This window comes from Ornithinibacillus xuwenensis (assembly GCF_039614845.1).
In the GTDB taxonomy this organism is placed as follows: Bacteria; Bacillota; Bacilli; order Bacillales; family Amphibacillaceae; genus Ornithinibacillus; species Ornithinibacillus xuwenensis.
The window spans coordinates 800873-822430 of sequence record NZ_JBDIML010000001.1; the positions used below are offsets into that span (position 1 = coordinate 800873).

Annotated in this window: 21 protein-coding genes; 3 read left to right on the forward strand and 18 right to left on the reverse strand. The window is 37.5% G+C overall.

What is annotated here, in order from left to right:
* Window positions 1-4: 4 nt before the first annotated feature.
* The gene (smc, locus tag ABC228_RS04700) at window positions 5-3571 is read right to left on the reverse strand and encodes a chromosome segregation protein SMC (RefSeq protein WP_345823926.1); all 3567 of its coding nucleotides are present in this window, start codon (window positions 3569-3571) and stop codon (window positions 5-7) included.
* Window positions 3572-3781: 210 nt separating this feature from the next.
* Between smc and ABC228_RS04705 the strand changes: the two genes are divergently transcribed.
* Window positions 3782-4003, forward strand: coding sequence for a DUF1128 domain-containing protein (locus ABC228_RS04705; RefSeq protein ID WP_345823927.1), 222 nt, complete (start codon window positions 3782-3784; stop codon window positions 4001-4003).
* Between the two features lie 97 nt (window positions 4004-4100).
* Here the strand turns inward: ABC228_RS04705 and rnc are convergent, their stop codons facing one another.
* The 9 genes from rnc to sdaAB all read right to left on the reverse strand — a co-directional run bounded on the left by rnc (window position 4101) and on the right by sdaAB (window position 12102).
* A complete protein-coding gene (rnc, locus tag ABC228_RS04710) occupies window positions 4101-4784 on the reverse strand; it encodes a ribonuclease III (RefSeq protein WP_345823928.1) in 684 nt (227 codons plus the stop codon).
* Window positions 4785-4856: 72 nt separating this feature from the next.
* A complete protein-coding gene (acpP, locus tag ABC228_RS04715; RefSeq protein WP_345823929.1) occupies window positions 4857-5093 on the reverse strand; it encodes an acyl carrier protein in 237 nt (78 codons plus the stop codon).
* A gap of 38 nt (window positions 5094-5131) precedes the next feature.
* Window positions 5132-5872, reverse strand: coding sequence for a 3-oxoacyl-[acyl-carrier-protein] reductase (gene fabG / locus ABC228_RS04720; RefSeq protein ID WP_345823930.1), 741 nt, complete (start codon window positions 5870-5872; stop codon window positions 5132-5134).
* Window positions 5873-6811 (reverse strand): ACP S-malonyltransferase, encoded by a 939-nt coding sequence (gene fabD / locus ABC228_RS04725; RefSeq protein WP_345823931.1) that lies wholly within the window; start codon window positions 6809-6811, stop codon window positions 5873-5875.
* On the reverse strand, window positions 6808-7815 hold the full coding sequence (gene plsX / locus ABC228_RS04730) for a phosphate acyltransferase PlsX (protein ID WP_345823932.1): 1008 nt from the start codon (window positions 7813-7815) through the stop codon (window positions 6808-6810). Before plsX ends, fabD begins: the two co-directional genes overlap by 4 nt.
* A 5-nt stretch (window positions 7816-7820) precedes the next feature.
* Window positions 7821-8393: a transcription factor FapR gene (fapR, locus tag ABC228_RS04735; protein ID WP_345823933.1), complete on the reverse strand. Its 573-nt coding sequence runs from the start codon at window positions 8391-8393 to the stop codon at window positions 7821-7823.
* A gap of 107 nt (window positions 8394-8500) precedes the next feature.
* Window positions 8501-10534 (reverse strand): ATP-dependent DNA helicase RecG, encoded by a 2034-nt coding sequence (gene recG, locus ABC228_RS04740; protein WP_345823934.1) that lies wholly within the window; start codon window positions 10532-10534, stop codon window positions 8501-8503.
* A 15-nt stretch (window positions 10535-10549) separates the two neighbouring features.
* On the reverse strand, window positions 10550-11425 hold the full coding sequence (gene sdaAA, locus ABC228_RS04745; protein WP_345823935.1) for an L-serine ammonia-lyase, iron-sulfur-dependent, subunit alpha: 876 nt from the start codon (window positions 11423-11425) through the stop codon (window positions 10550-10552).
* A 14-nt stretch (window positions 11426-11439) separates the two neighbouring features.
* Window positions 11440-12102 (reverse strand): L-serine ammonia-lyase, iron-sulfur-dependent subunit beta, encoded by a 663-nt coding sequence (gene sdaAB, locus ABC228_RS04750; RefSeq protein WP_345824161.1) that lies wholly within the window; start codon window positions 12100-12102, stop codon window positions 11440-11442.
* Window positions 12103-12266: 164 nt separating this feature from the next.
* Here sdaAB and ABC228_RS04755 point away from each other — a divergent pair, with 164 nt between their 5' ends.
* Window positions 12267-13538 carry an NCS2 family permease gene (locus ABC228_RS04755; protein WP_345823936.1) on the forward strand — a complete coding sequence of 424 codons (1272 nt, stop codon included), beginning with the start codon at window positions 12267-12269 and terminating at the stop codon, window positions 13536-13538.
* 40 nt (window positions 13539-13578) lie between these two features.
* On the opposite strand, the gene ABC228_RS04760 is transcribed toward ABC228_RS04755, so the two are convergent.
* Window positions 13579-15240 (reverse strand): DAK2 domain-containing protein, encoded by a 1662-nt coding sequence (locus ABC228_RS04760; RefSeq protein ID WP_345823937.1) that lies wholly within the window; start codon window positions 15238-15240, stop codon window positions 13579-13581.
* A gap of 34 nt (window positions 15241-15274) precedes the next feature.
* Window positions 15275-15637: an Asp23/Gls24 family envelope stress response protein gene (locus ABC228_RS04765; protein ID WP_345823938.1), complete on the reverse strand. Its 363-nt coding sequence runs from the start codon at window positions 15635-15637 to the stop codon at window positions 15275-15277.
* Window positions 15638-15937: 300 nt separating this feature from the next.
* Here ABC228_RS04765 and rpmB point away from each other — a divergent pair, with 300 nt between their 5' ends.
* Window positions 15938-16126: a 50S ribosomal protein L28 gene (rpmB, locus tag ABC228_RS04770; RefSeq protein ID WP_345823939.1), complete on the forward strand. Its 189-nt coding sequence runs from the start codon at window positions 15938-15940 to the stop codon at window positions 16124-16126.
* Between the two features lie 144 nt (window positions 16127-16270).
* Here rpmB and spoVM read toward each other — a convergent pair whose 3' ends face one another.
* Genes spoVM through ABC228_RS04800 form a run of 6 tightly spaced genes read right to left on the reverse strand, consistent with a single transcriptional unit; the run spans window position 16271 to window position 21400 of the window.
* Window positions 16271-16372 (reverse strand): stage V sporulation protein SpoVM, encoded by a 102-nt coding sequence (gene spoVM / locus ABC228_RS04775; protein ID WP_306418992.1) that lies wholly within the window; start codon window positions 16370-16372, stop codon window positions 16271-16273.
* A gap of 30 nt (window positions 16373-16402) precedes the next feature.
* Entirely contained in the window at window positions 16403-17047 is a 645-nt protein-coding gene (locus ABC228_RS04780; protein ID WP_345823940.1) for a thiamine diphosphokinase, read from the reverse strand.
* Between the two features lie 2 nt (window positions 17048-17049).
* Window positions 17050-17712, reverse strand: a complete 663-nt coding sequence (gene rpe / locus ABC228_RS04785) for a ribulose-phosphate 3-epimerase (RefSeq protein WP_345823941.1) — start codon at window positions 17710-17712, stop codon at window positions 17050-17052.
* Between the two features lie 2 nt (window positions 17713-17714).
* Window positions 17715-18596: a ribosome small subunit-dependent GTPase A gene (rsgA, locus tag ABC228_RS04790; RefSeq protein ID WP_345823942.1), complete on the reverse strand. Its 882-nt coding sequence runs from the start codon at window positions 18594-18596 to the stop codon at window positions 17715-17717.
* Window positions 18597-20645 carry a Stk1 family PASTA domain-containing Ser/Thr kinase gene (gene pknB / locus ABC228_RS04795; protein ID WP_345823943.1) on the reverse strand — a complete coding sequence of 683 codons (2049 nt, stop codon included), beginning with the start codon at window positions 20643-20645 and terminating at the stop codon, window positions 18597-18599. It abuts the gene before it with no gap.
* Window positions 20639-21400 carry a Stp1/IreP family PP2C-type Ser/Thr phosphatase gene (locus tag ABC228_RS04800; protein ID WP_345823944.1) on the reverse strand — a complete coding sequence of 254 codons (762 nt, stop codon included), beginning with the start codon at window positions 21398-21400 and terminating at the stop codon, window positions 20639-20641. The genes pknB and ABC228_RS04800 overlap by 7 nt, the downstream gene beginning before the upstream one ends.
* Between the last annotated feature and the right edge of the window lie 158 nt (window positions 21401-21558).

Genomic DNA, 21558 nt, shown 5'->3' on the forward strand with positions numbered 1-21558 from the left:
TCCTTTACGATTGAATAAGCTCTTTTGTTTCTTCTAACCTAACAGATACCAATCGTGATACTCCTGATTCCTGCATCGTAACACCATATAGGACATCTGCTTGTTCCATTGTACCTTGACGATGTGTAATTACAATAAACTGAGTATGCTCACTGTAATGTTTTACATATTTAGCAAACCTTACAACATTTGCTTCATCAAGGGCTGCTTCTACTTCATCCAGTACACAGAAAGGTACAGGTCGAACTCGTAAGATAGCGAATAACAATGCAATAGCTGTCAATGCACGTTCTCCTCCAGATAAGAGCCCTAAATTTTGTAGCTTCTTACCAGGTGGCTGGGCAATAATATCAACACCTGTATCAAGTAAATTACTAGGATCTGTTAGCTTTAATTCAGCGTGTCCTCCGCCAAATAGTTCTTGGAACACAATTGCAAACTCTTCTTTAATTTGAGAGAAAGTTGTACTAAACAAATGCTCCATCTCATCATCCATTTCTTTAATGACAGAAAATAGCGTTTGTTTTGCCTCAACCAAATCATCCCGTTGCTCTGTAAGAAAAGTATAGCGCTCTGCAATACGATCATATTCCTCAATAGCACCAATATTTACATTACCTAAACGTTCAATACGTGTTTTGGTTTCTTTTACTGTATTTTTAGCTTCATCAATATCGGAAACCTTCTCATAATCTTGCTTCGCTCTCTCATAAGTAATCGTATATTCCATTTGTAATATAGATAGCCGATTTTCTAGCTCTACATCAATACGATTTGCTTTTACTTCTTTCTGTTGAAGCTTCTCCATCAACTGCTGATGTGTTTTATTTTCTTCCTTTAATTCTCGCTCATTATCCTGCATTCGAGTCGTACGCGCCATTCTCTCGGCGCGTAATTCCTGAATAGAAGTAGTAATGGTTTCTTTTTCACTGCTTTTTTCATGAAGCTTTTCATTGATTTCATCTTCTGTTTCATTTGATTGCGAAAGCTTTATTAGCTCGTCTAATTCATCGACATATGAATCATGTCGGTCAGTTAATTCACTTATTTGACCTTGAAGTGCATTCGTTTTTTCCTGTTGGTTCCGAACACGCTCTTCTTGTTCTGCTAATTGAACTTGGTATTGGTGATAATCATTTTGGAGTTGATCTTGGTTCTCTTTAAATTCAACTTCCTGTTTGGAAAGCATATCAATTTCTTGTTGGAAATCGATTAATTTTTTTTCGATTTTATTTAGATCATCTGTCAGCTCTAGCTCACGGTTTTGTAACTGTTGACGATCTTTTTCGAATTGCTGATTATCCTGATCATAAATGGATAAATTTTCTTGTAAGGAAGATAGCTTCAATTCGATTTCCTTATGGCTGGATCTTACTTCCTGTAATCGTACTTGATCTCCTACAATACCTTGCTCTAATTCCTGTAGCTTTAATTCTAATTCCGATACTTGGTTTTTCTGTTCTTGTACTTGTTGTTCAAATTCGGTGGCTTTTGCTTGGAAGTCAGATAATTTATCTGTTAATTCATTTAGATCTTTTTCTCTCGTAAAAAGGGATTGATTTGTTTTTTTCTGAGCTCCTCCTGACATCGAGCCACCCGGATTTACCACATCACCCTCTAGTGTAACAATCCGATACTTACGCATCACAAGCTTAGCAATATCATTTGCATCCCTTAGTGATTTTGCGATTATTACATGTCCCATTAAATGATCGACGGCTTTTTGATATGCGCCATTTACAGAAACTAACTTTCCTGCCACCCCTACAAAACCTGGATGCCTTTCTACCTGTGACAGTACGTCCTGAGGGATAAATCGTGATTGAATAGAACCTAATGGTAAAAACGTCGCTCTTCCACTATTTGTTTGCTTTAGCCAAGAAATGGCTTTGCGAGCTGATTCATCACTTTCGACAACAATATGTTGTGCTTGACCACCTAAAACAGTCTCAATTGCTGTTATATATGATTTTGGCACATCAATTAGTTCAATAACAGCACCATGAATAGAATGAAGCTTACCATCCTCCCTAGCTTTGAGAACGGCTTTAACCCCCTGAAAGAATCCTTGGAAATCCTCTTTCATTTCCTCAAGCATTTCTTTTTTAGACTTTAGCTTCTCAATGTATTGATATCCTTGGTATAACTTCGTTTGTGATTCTTGATATTGTTTCCGTTTTGAATCAATATCCATTTTCAATTGTCTTACAGTATTTTCTTTTTGCCTATAGTTATTCTCTTCTGCCTGAAGTAATTCCGTTGTATTCGATAACTGCTGCGAGTAGTCTTCTCTTAGCTGAAGTAGATCTTGAAACTTTTCAGCTTGTTTATCCTTTTTACCTGTAATCTGCTGTAATTGTTGGGTAATTGACTGCTTTTCATTTCGCATCGCAGCTTGTTTATTTAGAAACTCGATATACTCAGATTTAAGCTCTTCTATTTGAATAGATAGGTGTTCTTTGTCAGTAGTTAATTTCCTCTTTAAATCATCCACTAACTGCTTTGTTTTTTGCTTCGCTTCTAATAAATCTGTAAGTCTACGATTTTCCTCTGACAGCTCCGATTCTAGCTTTTGAATTCTACTCTCGGCATCTCGCTTATCTACTTCTAGTTTTTCTTTATTTTCTAAGAAATGTTTTGATCGCTCATGGAATACTTGCTTTTTCCCCTCATATTGTTCGAGCTGCTGCGTCGTTATTAATAACCGCTCCTGAAAATCATTTATTTGTTCATCAATTCGTTCAACTTCTTGTCTTTCATTAGCGAGAGCAGCGTCTTTTTTCTGAATGGCTGTCTTCAGTTTGATCTCGTTCATTTTTTCTGCTTCAATTTCTTGCAATAATCCCTGCCATTCATCGTGAAGCATTTCAATTTCTGTAATGAGTAAGGAAATCTCTTGACCCTTTAATAAATCCTTTTGCATTAAATATTCTTTTGCCGTTTCTGCTTGTAGTTTTAGAGGCTCAAGCTGATTTTCGATTTCATAAATAATGTCCTCGACACGGTTTAGGTTTTCTTGTGTTTCAGCAAGCTTGTATTCTGCTTTCTTCTTACGCTGCTTATATTTTAATACTCCTGCCGCCTCTTCAAAAATTGTTCGACGCTCTTCGGCTTTAGAGCTTAGTATTTCTTCTACTTTACCTTGACTAATGATAGAGAAAGCTTCTTTCCCTAATCCAGAATCTAAAAACAAATCAACAATATCCTTTAATCTACAGGATTGCTTATTGATATAAAATTCACTTTCTCCAGAACGATACACTCTTCTTGTCACACTTACTTCATCATAGTCAAGCGGTAATGCCTGATCACTATTATCTAATACTAGCGTTACTTCCGCTACGTTCAACGCTTTTCTAGTGTCACTACCTTGAAAAATAATATCTTCCATCTTAGAACCACGGAGTGATTTAGCTGATTGTTCACCTAAAACCCAACGCATAGCATCGGTGATGTTACTTTTACCACTTCCATTTGGCCCTACAACAGCCGTAACACCTGGTACAAAATCAACGCCGATTCTCTCTGCGAAAGACTTAAACCCCACACTTTCTAATCGTTTTAAAAACATAGTCATTCTCCTATTAGATACGAAATAATCTAACTATTAATCCGAATCTGTTTCTCTTTTTATAAAATGGATGATTAAAATAATAAAAATATGATTTCACATTGGCTTTTTAACGCATTTATTTTATCATAAACATAGACACAAAAGAAGAGCAACGAGGTATTCGAAAGATTTATAGCTCTACTAAAAGAATAATTTAAGAGGTGTAATATGAATTTAGAAAATCCATCAAAAGAAAATTTGCAATTTATTTTAGAAGAACTCGCAGAACGACTAGCAGTTGTCAATCGCTCTATTATGGATGCTGAAGACTATGATATTTCCAAATACGACGATATCAAATTTATGTATGATATGGTTGTGCAAAAAGGAAAATTATCAGCTTCAGAGACTCAAGCTTTCATTCAGGAGTTAAGAACGGTAAGAAAGTAAGAACAAAAAAGACTGTACTTCATGAAAAGACATGAATACAGTCTTTACTTGTTTAATTTTTGTTAAGAATTACACATTGAAGAAAAAACGCTTCCTTTTACTTCCCAAGCTTGTCTAAGGCATTTTTTGCTGCACGCTGTTCCGCTTCTTTTTTTGTACGACCTACGCCAACACCGAATACCGTTTGATTAATACTTATCTCTGCTACAAACTCTTTATTATGAGAAGGTCCCTTTTCATCTACAATCTTATACTCAATTGTTCGATTCTTATCCTGTTGTACAATTTCTTGCAATTTACTCTTATAATCCATCCCATGCGAAAAAGCACCAGTGTCTATTTGAGGAAATACGTGTTTCTCTAAAAAATCTAAAGCCGTATCAAACCCCTTATCCAAGTAGAGTGCACCTAAAAATGCTTCAAAAACATCAGCAAGTAGTGCTGGACGATTTCTACCGCCAGTCATTTCTTCACCCTTCCCTAAAAGAATATGCTCACCGAAATGTAATCTGCGGGCAAATAATTCTAAGGAGGGTTCACAAACGATAGCAGCACGTAGCTTCGTCATTTCTCCTTCTGGCATTTTTGGGTATTTACGGAATAAATATTGAGAAACACCTAATTCTAGCACTGCATCTCCTAAAAATTCTAATCGTTCATTATCAGAATAGTTTTTCTCACGATGCTCATTCACATAAGATGAATGTGTAAATGCTTGTGTAATAACCTCTATATTTAAAAATTCAATATCAAGCATTGCTTCTAATTTTTTACGATTCATTTAGCCTTGCCACCTCTGGTTGTTGATATACGGAAAGTCTCGCATGATGCGAGACTTTCCAACTTAGGTATATTAGGACTGTAAATTATTTATGTAATTCACAGCATCACCAACAGTGTTTATTTTTTCTGCTTCTTCATCAGCAATTTCCATATCAAATTCATCTTCTAGCTCCATTACAAGCTCAACTACATCCAATGAATCTGCTTCTAGATCATCTTTAAAAGATGCTTCCATTGTTACTTTAGATTCTTCAACATCTAATTTATCAACAATAATTTCTTTTACGCGATCAAATACGTCTGCCATAACACGTTCACCTCCCTTCAAAGAAAAATCATTATCCATTACATGACCATACCACCATCAATATGAATGGTTTGGCCCGTAATATAATTTGCATCCTCAGATGCTAAGAAGCGAACAACTTTTGCAATGTCCTCAGGCTGGCCTAATTTGGCTAATGGAATTAAACTTAACATTCCTTCTCGTTGTTCATCTGTTAATTCATCGGTCATATCAGTTGAAATAAATCCAGGTGCAACCGCATTTACTAGAATATTACGTGAAGCTAACTCTTTCGCAGTTGTTTTGGTTAAACCAATCACACCTGCTTTGGCGGCAACATAATTCGCTTGCCCCGGATTCCCACTAACTCCAACAATTGAGGCAACATTAATAATCCTACCACAGCGTTGCTTCATCATCTGTCTCGTAACAGCTTTTGTACAAACAAAGACGCCTTTTAAATTCGTATTAATAACTTGGTCAAATTCAGATTCTTTCATTCGCATTAACAGATTGTCACGTGTAATTCCTGCGTTATTAACCAGAATATCAACACTTCCAAACTTTTCAATAGCAGCACCAATCATATCTTTTACCTGATTTTCATCGGCAACATCTGCTTGTACTTTAAATGCCTTCACACCTAATTGTTCAATTTCTTCAACAACTGCTTGTGCTTTTGACTCACTACCAGCATAGTTCACCACAACATTCGCACCTTTTTTTGCTAATTCCAAAGCAATTGAACGACCTATTCCTCGTGAACCTCCAGTAACAACTGCGGTTTTTCCAGTTAACATTTACGCTTCACCCCTATACCATTTAATAAAATCATTCATAGAAGCTAAATCTTGAACAGTAAAAATAGGTGCTTTTCGATCAATCTTCTTTACTAGTCCACTTAATACTTTACCATTCCCAACTTCTACAAATGCATCTACATCAGCTTCTAGCATATTACGAATAGATGCTTCAAATCGAACAGGTGAATATAATTGCTTTAATAGTAAATCTTTAATTTCCCGATGATTGGTGACAGGAGTTGCCGTAACGTTAGCATAAACTGGAACGCCTGCATCCTGAATAGCAACATTGTCCAAGTACTTCGCAAAATCATCGTTAGCAGCTTCCATTAATCTGGAGTGGAATGGACCACTTACATTTAAAGGGAGCACTCGTTTAGCACCATGTTCTTTTAATAGAGCACTAGATTTCTCTACACCTGCCTGTGAACCTGATATAACAATTTGTCCTGGGCAGTTTAAATTTGCAATATCAACTACTTCATCCGTTACACGCTTAATCACTTCATCTACAGCTTGCTCTGACAGTCCTAATACGGCAGCCATCGTACCTTGCCCCTTAGGAAAGGCATCTTCCATTAATTTTCCCCTAGTAGCAACAAGTGGCAATGCTTCTTCATATGAAATGGATCCAGCCGCGACTAGTGCGCTATATTCACCTAAACTATGCCCCACTACCATAGAAGGATGAATTTCTTCTTTCATTAATAATTTATGTATCGCGATACTAGACAATAGAAGTGCAGGCTGTGTGTTCTCTGTCTCTGTTAATTTTTCAACTGGACCTTCAAACATTAATTTTCTCAAGTCTTTGCCAAGCAAATCGTTCGCCTTTGCATAAAGTGATTCCACTTCAGCAAATTGATCATGAAGTTCTTTCCCCATACCAACACTTTGCGAGCCCTGACCCGGAAACATAAATGCTACTTTTTTCATTCATTTTCCTCCTCAGTCGATTGCATTGATTCAACCGTATCTTTAATGGTTTCTGTTACATGATTATCAACCATATGACAAGTCTGTTTTATCGCATTAAAAATCGCACGTCGATTCGAGGAACCATGCGCCTTAATTACTGGTGCTGCAAGACCAAATAACCCCGCTCCACCATACTCGGAATAATCTAATTTATCCTTCAAACCCTTTAAATCACCTTTTATTAATCCAGCAGCAATTTTTGTTTTTAAGGAAGACATAAAAGTTTCTTTAATCATCGAGAACAATACGCTAGCAGTTCCTTCAATCGTTTTTAATGCGATATTTCCACTAAACCCATCGGTAACGACTACATCTGCCACACCTTCTAGTAAGTCACGTGCCTCCACATTACCAATGAAGTTTATTGGAGCTTTTTTCATCAGTTCAAAGGCTTTTTTCGTAAGTTCTGTCCCTTTGCCATCTTCAGTTCCTATATTTAGAAGTCCAACTCTCGGATTTTTAATTGCTCGAACTTGTTCAGCATATATTGACCCCATTATCGCATATTGTACGAGATGGTTAGGCTTTGCATCAACATTTGCACCAACATCCAGCATAACAAACCCTTTTCCGTCTATAGTTGGCAAGGTTGGACTTAATGCCGGCCGATCAATCCCAGGAATCCTTCCGACTACGAATAACCCTGCACTCATTAGTGCACCCGTATTCCCAGCAGATATACAAGCGTCCGCGCGTTTTTCCTTAACTTCTTCAGCCATTTTCACTAAAGAAGAATTTTTTTTGCGACGAACAGCACGAACTGGCTCATCTTCACCAGTAATCATTTCATCCGTGTGGATGATGGAAATCCTCTCACTATCTGTTAAATGTTCTTTAATTTCTTCTTCATTACCAACAAGCGTTATATGTAGGTTATCAATTTGCTTGATAGCATCCATAGCACCTAATACGATCTCCTTAGGAGCATGGTCGCCTCCCATAGCATCAATTGCAATCTTCATGAATGTTAATCTCCTTTTTTCTCCGTTGACCGGTACATATGAAATTCGCCGACAAAAACTTTTTCACTATCTACAAAACTATCTACATGGACAAGTGTCAGTCCTTTTTCATTTGGTCCTTTAACAAGAGCCTTGGCAACCACCCGCTCACCTTGATGAACTTGTCTCATGAAGTGAAGCTCTGACTTTGTTGTCAATGCAAGTTCATCGTTAATAACAGCAACAGCCAGTGAATTCGCCTGTGCGAATAAATGATGACCCCTTGCAATATTATTTCTTGTAAATACATGTTCTCTGCCAATATCTAGTATAGAGATTGCTCGTGTATCAAGTTCTAAATCAATAATTTCTCCTATAACATCCTCTAGCGGTAATGATTTTACCGTTTCATTCCATTGATGTTTAGCTACTGTCTTTATTCTTTCTCGAAGCTCTGGAATGGATAACTCCATTCGATCTAGCCGTATTGTCTGAATACTGACATTAAACTTTTTTGCTAACTCCTCATCGGTTATAAAAGGAGTCTCGTCTATCGTTTCCCTAAGTCGTTCTTGTCTCTTTATCTTTGGTATCCTCATTAAAGCACCATCCACTTATATTGATTATATTTGGTAAATTGTCGTTACTATTATGACTTGGTACTAATAGTAATATATTATACCAAAACAAATTATGCAAGTAAGAGTTAGTCAAGTGTCGTATCATAAACTCCTTCATTCTCAAGTAGCTTTCTTAATTTAGAAAACTTCGAATCCTCTTCTAATAGGTTACACTCAATAATTTCTTGTGCATCATTTCTAGCCGTTTCTAATGCCCGGTAATCATGAATCATATCCGCTACCTTAAATTCTGGTAACCCGCTTTGTTTTGTTCCAAAAAAGTCTCCAGGTCCTCTTAATTTGAGATCTTGCTCGGCTAGTTCAAAACCATTAGTCGTCTCTGTCATAATTCGCATTCTCTCTTTTCCAGTCTCACTCTTCGGATCTGCTATCAAAATACAATAACTTTGCTTACTTCCTCGACCAACTCTACCTCTTAATTGATGTAGCTGAGATAACCCGAATCGTTCTGCATCGTAGATAACCATTGTAGTAGCATTTGGAACATTTACCCCTACTTCCACAACTGTTGTTGATACAAGTATTTGAACCTCATTCGAAGCAAAATCCTTCATGACTTGCTCTTTTTCATCCGCATGTAATCTTCCGTGCATGAGACCAATTTGAATTGAAGGTGGATAATACGATACTAATTCTTGAAATAAATCTACAGCATTCTGTATGTCCAGCTTTTCCGATTCTTCAATTAACGGACAAATTATATAGGCCTGTTCTCCTGCATTTATTCGTTGATGAATAAAATCTAAAACACGGTCAAATGCATTAGCCTTTGTCCAGTATGTTTCAATCTCCTTACGTCCTGCAGGCATTTCGTCTATAACCGAAACATCCATATCTCCAAAGGCTGTAATTGCTAATGTTCTTGGGATTGGTGTTGCTGTCATAAACAAAACATCTGGATGTAGCCCTTTATTGCTTAACGCTCTACGCTGTTCAACACCAAACCGATGCTGCTCATCAACAATAACCAACCCTAAATCTTGGAAAAATACTTCGTCTTGAATGAGGGCATGTGTACCGATTAAAATGTCTATCTGCTGATTCTCCATGGCAGATAAAATTTCTTTTCTTCTTTTCCCTTTAATAGACCCAGTTAACAATTCCACTCTTGCTAGATTACCAAATAAGGATTGAAGAGACTGGTAGTGCTGTTCGGCTAGTATCTCTGTCGGAACCATTAATGCTCCTTGTTTATTAGCTGTAATGGCTGCGTAAAGTGCAATTGCAGCAACCGCTGTCTTCCCTGAACCCACATCCCCCTGTAAAAGGCGATTCATGCGATTGGGAGATTTCATGTCGGATAGAATTTGTTCTAATGATTTTTGTTGGGCATTTGTTAACGCAAAAGGAAATTGCTCGATAAAGCTGTTCAGCTTCTGAGAACTATAATCTTGGGCATTCCCTATTGTAGCTTCTTTTTTCCTCTTCCGTAACACTTGAATTTTTAATTGGAACAATAAAAACTCTTCATATGTAAATCTTCTTCTAGCATGCTTTAAGGCAATTCGGCTAGCAGGAAAATGCATCGTTTTAATTGCCTCACCACGAGTGGGTATTTTATATGCTGTTACATAATTTTGAGGCAAAAATTCCTCCAAATCATTCCCATAATCATTGATTGCTTGCCGAATAGCCTTTTTAAGTTTATAGCTTGTCACGTTTCCTCTTACCGAATAAATCGGTTGAATCTCAGTGTTATCTTGTATCGATCCCTTTTTAAAATTACTAACGGTAATCTGCAGGCGATGAGCATCCCACTTCCCGGTTAATGTTATTGTATCTCCAGCATGAATCTGATTTTTGGCAAAGGCACGATTAAACATAACAGCTTTTATAGCAACATTTTCGACCTCAATTGTAAACGATAGCCTGGACTTTTTCCGCCCATAAAAGGAGAGAGAAGGAGCATGTATCACCCTTCCCTCTAATGTCACCTTATCCTCATGTATTAACTCACTTAAAGGCTTTATATCATATACATCATATCGTGAGGGGAAATGCAGTAACAGGTCTTCAATTGTAAAAATATTTAACGCCTGCAAATCCTCTGCAAATTTCTCCCCTACACCTTTAATTTCTATTACAGAATTTTTTAACACCTTTCATCACTCTTTCTAAACCGACATCCCAAAAATCTTTTCTTTGAGAAGTCTTCCAGTTGGGGTATCGGCTAAACCACCCTCGCCTGTCTCACGCAATGATTCAGGCATTTGTTTTCCTATTCGATACATCGCACCAATTACCTCATCACAAGGAATACGACTTGTTACTCCAGCTAAAGCCATATCTGCAGAGACAATCGCAAGCGAAGAGCCAGCAGCATTTCGTTTCACGCAAGGTACTTCAACTAAACCAGCTACGGGATCACAAACGAGTCCTAACATATTTTTTAGTGTCATGGCAAACGCCTCAGAAGATTGTTGAGGAGTGCCACCTGCCATCTCCACGATAGCAGCAGCGGCCATTGCTCCAGCTGAGCCAACCTCTGCTTGGCAACCACCTGCTGCACCAGAAATAAAGGCATTATTTGCAACAACTATACCAAATGCACCTGCCGTAAACAGATAGCGGATCATTTGCTCACGGGTTGGGTTTAATTGTTCCTTAACAGCAAATAAGGTTCCAGGAACACATCCTGCACTTCCAGCAGTAGGCGTTGCACAAATCACGCCCATCGCTGCGTTTACTTCGTTTGTACCCATCGCTTTACTGACGGCATCTAATAATAAATGTCCAGATAATGGCTTCCTTTCCCTCATATACGTTTGGATTTTTACAGCATCTCCACCGGTTAGTCCCGTTACAGATTGAACTCCCTTTAAACTATCTTCAATTGCTTTCTCCATTACTTGAAGATTCTTTTCCATCCCTGCAAAAACATCTTCTCGACTTTTATTTTTCACTTCCATTTCTTGACGAATCATTACTTCTGAAATTAAGATATTTTCCTTTTCTGCGATTTCTACTAATTCCGCAACAGTTCGAAACATGTGAAATCTCCTCTCTAGCTAACTATTTTGGAAATTTGAATAATATGATCTGCATCTTCTAATTCTAACAAAATGTCATCCTCAATGTTTTGGTCCACTTCTATGACCATCAACGCTTCCTTACCGACATCTTTACGATTTACTTCCATGTGTCCGATGTTTATTTCATGTTTTGCTAATATCTTCGTTACGGAGGCGATGGCCCCAAAACGGTCATTATGCATAATAAGAATAGCTGGATGCGTTCCAGATAATCGTAATTCAAAGCCATTTAACTCTGTAATTTCTACTTTTCCACCACCGATGGAAACGCCGACAATCTCAAGTTGGTCTTTATCATCACCTATTATCAGACGAACCGTATTCGGATGTTCTGTCTTAGCACTATCTTCTATAAAGTCGATTGCCAGGCTTCTTTCTTTAGCAATGTCTAAAGCCTTACTCATCCGAATATCATCTGTTTCGAATCCTAGCAGACCTCCTGCTAGGGCGAAATCTGTTCCATGTCCTTGATAGGTCTTGGCAAAGGACCCGTATAGATGTATTTTAGCCCATGATGGTTCTTTTCCAAATAAATTACGAGCTGCAAGACCAATTCTAGCTGCTCCAGCTGTATGTGAACTTGATGGCCCTACCATTACGGGACCAATAATATCGAAAACGGAATTGTACTTCATCATTACACCGCCTATAATTCTATTTAAAATTTAACGTCTATTGTAAATTATAACAAAAACTACTATAATAATCATTTGTGGATTATAGATTTTTTTCTCAATTTCTCTTGAGAGTCTTTATAATCGGGTGGGAGAGGGATAAGCAAAATAAATGAGGAGTATACATGCCTTTATTTCCTAATAACAACAGAGCTACATTTCGTAATGAAATCATTGCTGGAATTATAGGGTATTTAACAACTGTCTATATAGTTGTAGTTAATGGTTCTATTTTAAGCGAAGCTGGAATTTCACTTGAATCTGGTATGTTGGCTACGATACTAGCTAGCTTTGTAGGAACACTTCTTATGGGTGTATTTGGTAAGTTACCATTGATATTAATTCCCGGTATGGGAATCAATGCATTGTTTGCTTATTCAATTGTACAAGGAAGTGGACTTACGTATCAGGAAGGACTTGCAGTAGTTTTCGTTGCTTCGTTAATCTTTTTGATAACTGCATTTACCAAATTAGGTATCAAGCTAAAAGAAGCGATTCCAGATTCGTTAAAGCATGCTATTAGTGTAGGATTAGGGTTTTTCCTAATACTAATTGGTCTGGAAAAAAGTGGCTTAATCAAAAGTGGTGAAAGCACCATTATTGCAATTGGTGACTTTTCTTCACCTGCTATTTTCGTCAGTCTGATAACGTTATTTATAGCGATTTTCTTATTTGTAAAAAACGTTCCAGCTAACTTCTTAATTACGATGATTGTTGGTACTGTCCTGGCCTTTTTATTTGGAATTGTAGATACTGGTCAAAGTGCTGTTAACCTAGGGTCAACCGACCTTCTGTTTATGCCTGCATTTACAGCTCTAGATAATTTATCATTTTGGCTTGCAGTTTTTCCTTTGGCGTTGATTTTAATCTTCGAGAACATGGGATTACTAAACGGACAATTAAACATGTTAAACAGAGAGAAATCATATCAAGCTAGTTACAAAACGACTGCACTATCATCGCTTTCATGTGCATTTCTAGGTACATCACCAACTGTATCGGCAGCAGAAAATGCAGCAGTGATTGCATCAAAAGGTAGAACTGGAGTAGCTGCGATTGTAGCGAGTATTCTATTTATCGCAACAATCTTCATCATTCCATGGATTTCCATGATCCCAAACGTAGCAATTAGTCCTATTCTAATTATTGTAGGGTTTTTAATGGTACAAAATATCCGTCATATTCCATTAGATAATATTTCGGAAGCAATACCTGCGTTCCTTATCATCGTCATGATACCTTTTACCTACAGTATTGCAGATGGTATGGCGTTCGGCTTCATCGCATATCCTATCGTTAAAATGGCACTAGGAAAACAGAAAGAACTATCTTTCGCCGTTATCATGATTTCTTTATTATTTGTATGTGATTTCCTATTAAAAATTATCGGTGTTTAACACAAAAAAAGATTCGCCAACAAATATTGGCGAATCTTTTTTATTCAACAGAGAAAATATAAGAATAAATCGGTTGATTTCCGTTGTGGACTTCAATTTCCACATTCTCATAATTCTCTTCAACAAAGCTAATCAGTTCATTCACTTCTTCTTCATTGACATCTTCACCGGAAAGAATCGTTAAAATTTCATCTTCAGCCGTGATTAGTTCTTGGAATAAAAGCTTTACAGCTTCCATTCGTTCTTTGTGCGTTGTCACGATCTTACCTTCAGCAATACCCATGAAATTACCATTTTCAATGGTAATACCGTCAATTTGCGTATCTCGTACTGCATATGTTATTTGACCAGTTTTAACAGCTGCACTTGCATCAAGCATGTTATTCTTATTCGATTCAAGGTCTTCCTCCGGATGGAATGCTAATAAAGCACTTATTCCCTGTGGAATGGTTTTTGATGTTACAACCGCAACATTTAATTCTGATAATTCTGCTGCTTGTTCAGCGGCCATGATAATGTTTTTATTATTTGGAAGCACAATCACATTTTTCGCATTGGCTTGTTCAATCGCATCCGCAATATCCTGCGTACTAGGATTCATGGTTTGTCCACCTTCAATTACAACTGTTGCTCCAAGACTCTCAAATAAATTCTTTAGTCCAGAGCCCATTGCAACCGTTACAATCCCAAACTCTGCCTTCTCTTTTGGCGTGGCCTTTGGCTTGTTATCACCAACAATTGCTGTATGCTGTTCTCGCATATTCTCAATTTTCATATTGATTAGACTACCATGGCGCTGACCAATTGTTAGCACATTACCTGGATATTCGGTATGAACATGTACTTTTACAATTTCATCATCTGAAACAACAAGCAAGGAATCACCATGCTCGCTTAATTCGTTACGGAATGCATCCTCATCAAATGGATGATTGCTAAGCTTTTCATCCTCAAACTTAACCATAAATTCCGTACAATATCCAAACTCTATTTGTGACGTATCCATGAAATCTTGAGCAGATTTATGGTGCTCTGCATTAATCATATCATCCATTTCAACAACTTCTGTATCCTCAGGAAGTTCTTCACCTTTTAACGCTGCTAGGAAGCCTTCATATACGGTTACAAGCCCTTGGCCACCCGAGTCGACAACACCTACTTCTTTTAAAACTGGTAATAAATCAGGTGTTCGTTTTAAAGATGCTTTTGCTTCTTGTATTACTTTTTCAAACATGATGACAATATCTTTTTCCTGTTTTGCAACCTCAACAGCTTTTTTTGCTGCATCTTTTGCGACCGTAAGAATAGTTCCTTCTACTGGTTTCATAACAGCTTTATAAGCTGTTTGAACACCCGAATCAAAGGCAATAGCCAAATCATTCGTTGTCAGGGCTGCTTTCTTTTCCATTCCCTTTGCAAAGCCTCTAAAAATTTGGGATAGGATTACGCCAGAGTTACCTCTAGCACCCATAAGCAATCCCTTCGAGAATGCTTGTGCCACCTCTGAAATATTTTCAGACTTCGTTTTCTTTACTTCATTTGCACCTGAAGTCATTGATAAATTCATATTCGTTCCTGTATCTCCATCTGGTACTGGAAACACATTCAGTGCATCAATTTTTTTGGCATTGTTCGTTAAATGGTGAGCTCCAGTTAGTACCATTTGCGAAAAGGTAATGCCGTCAAGCTTCTGTACTGCCACAATAGTTCCTCCCTCTAAATCAGGTGAGCAAAGATCAATCTTTTGCTACACGTACTCCTTGTATGTAGATATTAACAGAATCAATTTCTAATCCCAAAGTTTTACTTAATGTGTACTTAACTTGCGATTGAACATTATGTGCCACTTCTGAAATTTTTGTGCCATAGCTTACGATAATGTACATATCAATATGTAGGTGATTATCTTCTTGACGTACAATAACACCTCGAGAATAGTTCTCTTTACGTAGTATTTCCGCAATTCCGTCTCTTATTTGACTTTTTGATGCCATACCTACGATACCGTAGCATTCTACCGCAGCACCACCTGCAATTGTAGCAATGACTTCATTAGTTATGGTTACATGACCATCATTTGTATTCAACTCAATGGACATTAGTATCCTCCTTTAAAAATCTGTATTCTTAAGGTTCTTAAGGATATTTTACTACAACAGACCCAATTTTGCACTTTAGGTTCCATAGCAAATAATAATTTTTATAAAGCAAAACTACCTTATGATTGTATAGAAATTATGACTTAATAAGGTGCAAGCAAGCTTTCACCCCTTATTACAATGAACGATTCCCTTAATTCTGTCAAGAGATATTTCTTTATATATATTGCAATCTTGCCTTACATGTGGTAAATTGTATAAGTATTAAATTGACTTTTGTTTAGAGTAGGAGGGATTACCATGGCAAGACAATGTGTTGTAACTGGACGTAAAACTCGCAGTGGAAACCAACGCTCTCACGCTATGAATTCCAACAAGCGTAAATGGAAAGCTAATGTGCAAAAAGTTCGTATTATGGTAGATGGAAAACCTAAACGTGTTTATGTTTCTGCACGCGCACTTAAATCAGGTAAAGTGGAACGCGTTTAATATAACCGATCTATTTTACACTGTTTACATTAGTTATTAGCTAAAAGCACCCATTATAAACTGGGTGCTTTTCTAATTTTTATCAAGCTCATCCAATCGTCAAAAAAAGTGCTTCTGCCATTCTTGACAAAAGCATAGGAAAGCTTATTTATCTTTTTTAAAGATACCAATCACTACACGAACAAATCCTCCGAGTACTCTAGGGAGCTTGATAGTATAAAATTTCATGAGTTCGCCCTCCTCCATTTACAAACACGCTTACCGCGAATCGCAAAATTAATCACGACTCTTTACAACTAATACTATGCCTTCATCGTATGAAAAAGTACCATTATTTGAAATCAGCTTATTCGAAATAGAAAGAGTTGACCCCATCGTAATCGTTGCCTTTTTCAAAGGGTAATAGAAGTCTGTTAGCGTTAATCCTTTCACAACAGGTGTAAATGGAATAAAGGAAATTGTTTCATAGGCACTATCTTGTTCAATCGTATAGTGACCAGGGTTAGTTAATTCCACTTCATTATGTTTATCAATTACTATACCACGAGCCTTTTTGCTTATGACTTGATGGAGTAGTTGGATATTAATCAGCGTATGATCCATCCGCCCCCCAGTAACTCCAAAAAAATAAATCGTGTCTGGCTTTTGTTTCATAGCCTCATCCAACGCAATTTCAACATCAGTCTTATCCTTTTCAATTGGATACTGCTCAAATTGAAACGCTTTTCGTTTAATTTTCTCTATTTCAAAGCTCGATACGGAATCAAAATCGCCAATTGCCAAATCAAGTGCTACATCATTTTCAATTAATGTAAGTGCCCCTCTATCTGCACCAATCCAGTAGTCTACAAAGTCTGTATAACGTGATAAATCAGGTAGCACATCAGTTGGACCATTACCCATAATTGCTACATTTCGCATCGCTACTCCGATTGCTCTGCCGCAGTTCGGATATCTGAAATTGCTTTTTTACGGTCAGTTTGATTATATACAGCACTTCCTGCGACCAATACCTCAGCTCCCGCTTCAACGCATTCTTTTGCCGTTGACCCGTTAACGCCTCCATCAACCTCTATTTCAAATGATAAGTTATATTGTTCACGCCATTTGGCTACTTGTTTAATTTTTTCAATCGTCTGTGGAATAAAGGATTGACCACCAAAACCAGGGTTGACTGTCATAATTAATACCAGGTCTAGATCTCCTAAGATATCCCGTATCATTTCAACAGGTGTAGCAGGATTAAGCGCGACTCCTGCTTTTACACCAGCAACCTTAATTAACTGTATGGTTCGGTGTAAATGAACAGTCGCCTCTTGATGTACAGTAATAATAGAAGCACCGGCTTTAGCAAATGCCTGTATGTAGTTATCAGGATTCTCTATCATTAAATGAACATCTAACGGTAAAGATGTCTTAGGCTTTATAGCTTCAACTATTAATGGACCTATTGTTATATTGGGCACAAATTTTCCATCCATGACGTCAACATGTATGTAATCCGCTCCACCTTTATCTACATCTTCTATTTCGGCTCCAAGAATTGAAAAATCTGCTGATAGTATGGATGGTGCAATCTTAATCATATTTAATACCTCGGCTTTCGTGTTTGTATTTCTTCCAAGAAATTCAAATAATGTTCATATCGGTAGCTTGGAATTTCCTCTTTTTCTACCGATTCTTTCACAGCACACTTAGGTTCCTTATCATGTAAGCATCCTCTAAACTTACATAAATCCTGACGCTCTCTCAATTCAGGAAAACATGCGGATAATTCCTCTGCTTCAATCTCTTCAAAGTCTAGTGCACTAAAACCAGGCGTATCGGCAACTAATCCATTATTTATTTCAAATAATTCGACATGGCGTGTCGTATGTTTCCCACGACCAAGACTCTTTGAAATATCACCCGTTTTCAGGGTTGACTCAGGTCTTAATGAATTAATGAGTGTCGACTTACCTACCCCGGATTGACCAGCAATTACGGTTACATGATCATTCATATAACGCTTGATCCGTTCAATATCAGTGGGTTCCTTTGCTGAAAATAATTCTATTCGGTATCCGATTGCTTCGTAGTCTTTTTGGTACTTTATCATTTCATGCTGCTGTTCGTCCGTTAATAAATCGGTCTTTGTTATAAAAATAACCGGTTCAATACCCTTGGCCTCTATTAACACTAAGAAGCGATCTAATAAAGTTGTGCTAAAATCTGGCATCACAGCAGAGCTCACAATAATCGCTTGGGTAATATTGGCAATAGGAGGACGAATTAATTCATTCGTCCTTGGTTCTATCTCTGTTATATACCCTTCGTTTCCTTCACGAACATCAAAGGATACAAAATCGCCAACTAGTGGTGTGATATTCCTTTTCCGAAATACACCTCTACCCTTACATTGATAGATATCGTCCATCACTTGAACATAGTAGAAACCACTTAGCGCTTTCACTATTCTGCCCTCTGGCATCTATTCACCCTCTTCGTATGGTATTGTTTCATCATAAATTACCTCATCATCACGCATAACTCTATAGCGGGCTACAGAATCCGGAGCAATCTTAAGTTCAATCTTTTTTTGTTCGTTCTCCGTAATTTCAAACTCATCGTACACTTCTGTTATATCCGGATGATTCATGTCCTCAATAAAGATTCTAATTGTTTGCTCAACAGGGTCTTGCTCTGAATTTCCTTCTCCGTTGTCTTCTCCGCCCCCATTAGAATCATCCTGCGGCGGATTATATTCGATAAACAACTGAACAGAATGTGTCCTTGGTGGTAATTCTTCAGGACCAATAGAGACATAAACATCAACCGTGTCTCCCTCATCAACCTCAGAATTTTTGTCAGGATTATGACGGATTATTAATCCTTCTGCTACCGTATCAGAATTCTCCTTAATAACGTTTATCTTCAATCCGATAGAATCCAGATAACTTTTTGCTTCTTCCTCTGTTAAACCAATAAGATTATCCAGTTCAATTGGTTCTTTTCCTTTACTTACCTCAAAAATAACTGTTGTTTCACCAGGAATAACCTTTTCACCTGGCTCCGGCTGGACTTGGGTCAAAATTTCTCCTGCAGGACGATCCGAAAATTCCTCGTACACCACAATATCAGTGAATAGTTTTTCTTTTAAAAGTCGTTCAACTTGAGTAAATTCCTGCCCCACATAATCCTCGAATTCTACTTTTTCCTTACCTTGGCTTACAAAAACCGTTACACTAGAGCCTTCCTTGACCGTTCTACCTGGTCTAGGATCCGTTTTCACTACTAAATCTTCCTCAATATCTTCGGAATAGATATCTTCTCGTTCTACTTTCAAATTATTGGCTTCTAATTCTTGGACAGCCTCACTATACTCCAATTCTATGACATCTGGAATAGCAACGTCCTTTGGTCCCGTAAAGGTCGGTACAAGAAATATGGTAAGTAGAATAATCGCCAACAGCACAAAAAGACTAATGGAGATGATTAACAGCTTCTTATTACGTTTTTTACTATTATCTCGATCCTTCTTCTTTTTCTTTTTACCTTTAACAGCTTGTCCAGTCGGTACCTTCTTTGTCTCTGCATTTGCTTGATGTACAATAGTATCTTGATGAACATTTTCTAAATGACTTTCCGTAATAATTGGTATTGCTTTCGTTTCTTCTCCCACTTCAGTAGGAGGCACATATTTCGATTCATTTATCTTCTCAGGAGAAAGTGCTACTTCTAAACTCTCTTCCATCTCATAAACTGTATTGTAGCGGTGGAATGGATCCTTCGCTGTTGCTTTCAGAACAATATTTTCTACACTTTGTGGAACATCCTGATTGAATCTTCTTACAGAGGGTGTGTCACTTTGTAAATGCTTTAAAGCAATTGATACTGGAGATTGCCCTGAAAAAGGGAGTCTACCAGTTAACATTTCAAAGAACAAAATCCCTAAGGAATAAATATCTGATTTCTTAGTAGCTAATCCCCCTCTTGCCTGTTCAGGAGATAAATAATGTACAGAGCCTAGAATAGAGTTCGTTTGTGTCAAAGATGTTGCACTTAATGCTACAGCGATACCAAAGTCGGTTACCTTTATATGTCCATATGTATCAATTAATATATTTTGAGGCTTGATATCTCGATGCACGATATCATTTTCATGTGCATGAGCAATTGCAGCAGTTATTTGCTTCATAATCTCAATTGCTTCAGGCACATCGACAGGACCATATCGTTGAATAAACTCCTTTAAGGTCATGCCATCGACATACTCCATTACCATATAGAGAATTTGTTCCTCTTCTCCAACATCATATATCGTCACTATATTTGGGTGCGATAGGCTTGTTGCAGACTGAGCCTCTCTGTCAAATCTAGCGATAAACTCTTCGTCATTTGCATATTCTAGACGAAGCACCTTAATCGCTACTCTTCGGTCAAGTATCGTATCCTTGGCTAGATAAACATCTGCCATACCGCCCCCGCCAATTTTTTCTTTTATTTGGTATCTATCATTTAGCAGGCGACCATTTAACATAATGATTCACCTTCTTCCTTGAATGCTTCATGCTGTATGATGACTAGTGAAACATTATCCTCCCCGCCTCGTTCATTCGCTAAATTGATTAATTCCTGACCAAGCTCTTGAATATCTTTACTAGAATCCAAATAATCAGCTAACTCCTGATCACGAACTTTATCAGATAAACCATCTGAACAAAGCAATAGCTTGTCTCCTTCTTCCCAGCTGATAGACTGAACATCTGGCTCTACTACTTCACCTGTTCCTAGTGCACGTAAAACAACATTTTTTCTAGGGTGGACAAGTGCATCATCCTTTGTAATTTGCCCGGATTGAACAAGTGCATTAACTAAAGAGTGGTCTTCGGTTATCTGTTTGAAGCTATAATCATTATAGAGATAGCATCTACTATCTCCAATATGAGCAACTGTAATAAATTCTTCGGTGCAAATGGCCACTACAATAGTTGTACCCATACCTTGACATTCTTCATTTTCTTGTGAATGCTCAAAGATTGCTACATTCATGTCATGTAAGGTTTGTTTTAACCATCCCTCTGTCTCTTCGGGAGACTCAAAGCCATGCTTTTCCTGCCATTTTTTGTCCATGATTGAAGTAGCCATCTGACTTGCTACATCGCCCGCCTGATGCCCCCCCATACCATCAGCAATAATTGCTAAAAATTGTCCACTGGGGTTGCTATAAATACCACCAGAGTCTTCATTATGACTTCTTACTTGACCCCTGTCGGTCAAAAAGTGTCCGTTCATACTACCACCCCTTAAAGAAAACTTGACTCTTGCCAAGCAAAAATACTTCTATACGCCTTACATTTCGACGTTATCATGTTAATGATTTTACAATATTCCTAAATATTTATTTGTATATAAGTATTACACAAATTACCAAAGAAGAATATTTATTTCTA